This is a genomic window from Mesorhizobium sp. (genome assembly GCF_024509055.1).
In the GTDB taxonomy this organism is placed as follows: Bacteria; Pseudomonadota; Alphaproteobacteria; order Rhizobiales; family Rhizobiaceae; genus Mesorhizobium.
In genome coordinates, this window is sequence record NZ_JANINM010000296.1 from 1 (window position 1) to 2,078 (window position 2,078).

Sequence of the window (2,078 nt, forward strand, 5' to 3'; positions counted from 1 at the left end):
GCGTAGCGCTGGTTGTAAGGGTCGAACAGCACGACGCCGCCATAGCCCGCCTCGCGCATCCAGGCGCGCAGCTTGGTCAGACGCCCCTTGCGCAACGCATCGGCGTCGATGAAGGAGGGCTCGGTGTCGGAGAGCCACATGCCGCCGGCGGGATCCGCCGCCACCGGGTGGCGCATGCGATCTTTGAAGTCCACATCCTCGGTGCTGTCAGGGTCGAAAACGACGATGCTCATGGGGAGGCCTCCTGTTCTCGCGAACATAGCTGGAAGAGGTTTTTGGCTTGTGCGACATTCCGCAATTGTTGTGCCGGATGCCGCATCATAACTTCGTCATTCTGGGGCGAAGCAAGGAGCGAAGCGACGCGCGCAGACCCTAGAATCCATGCCGTTACGCCGGCCGGAGAATGCTGCGGTGAACAAATCCCGTTGTCCGCTCTGCCCATAATTCTGCATCGCTGTGGCGCTCGTAGGTCACGGCATGGATCCCAGGGTCTACGCTCCGCTGCGCGTCGCTTCGCCCAGGATGACGAAGGTAACGTGGAGCCACACCACTATGCCACTAATGCCGCCGCATCGCCTTCGGCGCATGTCCGTGCTCTTCTCGAAACGCCCGGGCGAAACTCGACATCGAGGCAAACCCGCAGGCCAAGGCGACATCGCGCACCATCAACGTCGAATGCGCCAGCAGATCAGCCGCTCGCTTCAACCGCAGCCGCCTGTAGTATCCATTGGGCGAGATATCCAGTTCGGCGCGGAAGTTGCGCTCCAGCTTGTCGGACGACACGCCGAGCCGTTCGGCAAGTTCGGCCATGCCGAGCCTTTCCTCCACCGCGTCCTCCATGATGGCGATGGCTGACAGAACCAACTCGTTCTGGACGCCGGTGCGCAGGCGCAGCGGCATCAGCTTGCGGTCGACGCTGGACCGCAGCGGAGAGTGCACGAACCATTCAGCGACGCCAGCCGCCAGTTCGGCGCCGTAATCGCGCGTGATGATCTCCAGCATCATGTCGAGGCTGCCGACGCCGCCGGCCGAGGTGAAGCGCTTGCGGTCGATGACGAAGAGGTCGCGCCTGAGCTCGATATCCGGAAAGGCTTCGGTGAAGGCGGCCTGGCTGGTCCAGTGCAGGGTGCAGGCATGGCCATCGAGCAGGCCGGCGCGGGCGAGGAAGAATGCGGCGTCCGCCACCGCGCCGATATGCGCGCCGCCGCGCAGGCTTTTTCTGATCCAGCCCATCGCCTCGTCGGCCACGACATGGTCGGCATCGCCGCCGGAGCATACCACGATGCGGTCGACCTTTGGCGCGTCGGCTGCCGAAAAGCCCGGCTGGATGACGACGCCGTTGGACGCCTCGACCGTGCCCGGATCGGCGCCGACGATCACCCAGCGGTAGCATTCGCGTTTGGCCAGGATGTTGGCGCCGCGCAGCGGCTCGATCACCGAGGAAAACGCCATCATCGGAAAGCCGGGAAAGACGAGTACCGCGAAGGAGAGGGGAGCGTCGCGCGCCTCCGGCTGCGCGCGGTCGCGTTTTCGGTTGGCGAGGGCGTCGCTCACGATTTTGTATTTCCCGCGCGCTGCATTGGTGGCAGAGAAGGCGAAACTCTAGCCGGCCCTTCGCCCGGCATGCAACGGAGACACGACACGATGTTTGCCGCAACCGCCATCGACGCCAAGGACAAGCCGGCCTTCTACAATGAACTGGCAACGCAACTGCAAGCGCTGCTGGAAGGCGAGGGCGACTCGGTCGCCAATGCCGCCAACACCGCCGCGCTGATCTACCAGATGGTGCCGGACCTCAACTGGGCCGGCTTCTACTTCCTGGCCTCGGAAGACGAGCTGGTGCTTGGTCCCTTCCAGGGCAAGCCGGCCTGCGTGCGCATCGCGGTCGGCAACGGCGTCTGCGGCAAGGCGATCGAGCTCGACATGTCGATGCTGGTCAAGGACGTGCACGAATTTGCCGGCCACATCGCCTGCGACGCCGACTCGCGCTCCGAACTGGTCGTGCTGTTGCGCGACGCGGAGGGCGCGTTCGGCGTGCTCGACCTCGACAGCCCGCTGCCCGGCCGCTTCGACAAGGA

2 protein-coding genes and 1 pseudogene are annotated in these 2,078 nt (G+C 64.8%); 1 reads left to right on the top strand and 2 read right to left on the bottom strand.

The window, feature by feature from the left end:
- Together Q0L57_RS13400 and Q0L57_RS13405 are read right to left on the bottom strand one after the other, a co-directional pair.
- Positions 1–233, bottom strand: a pseudogene (locus Q0L57_RS13400) (aminopeptidase P family protein); the annotation flags it as partial.
- A 325-nt stretch (positions 234–558) separates the two neighbouring features.
- On the bottom strand, positions 559–1,455 hold the full coding sequence (locus Q0L57_RS13405; RefSeq protein WP_366940903.1) for a GlxA family transcriptional regulator: 897 nt from the start codon (positions 1,453–1,455) through the stop codon (positions 559–561).
- 189 nt (positions 1,456–1,644) lie between these two features.
- On the opposite strand from Q0L57_RS13405, the gene Q0L57_RS13410 reads away from it, so the two are divergent.
- Positions 1,645–2,078 (top strand): GAF domain-containing protein (locus Q0L57_RS13410; protein ID WP_296743334.1); only part of this gene is annotated, 434 nt, incomplete at its 3' end.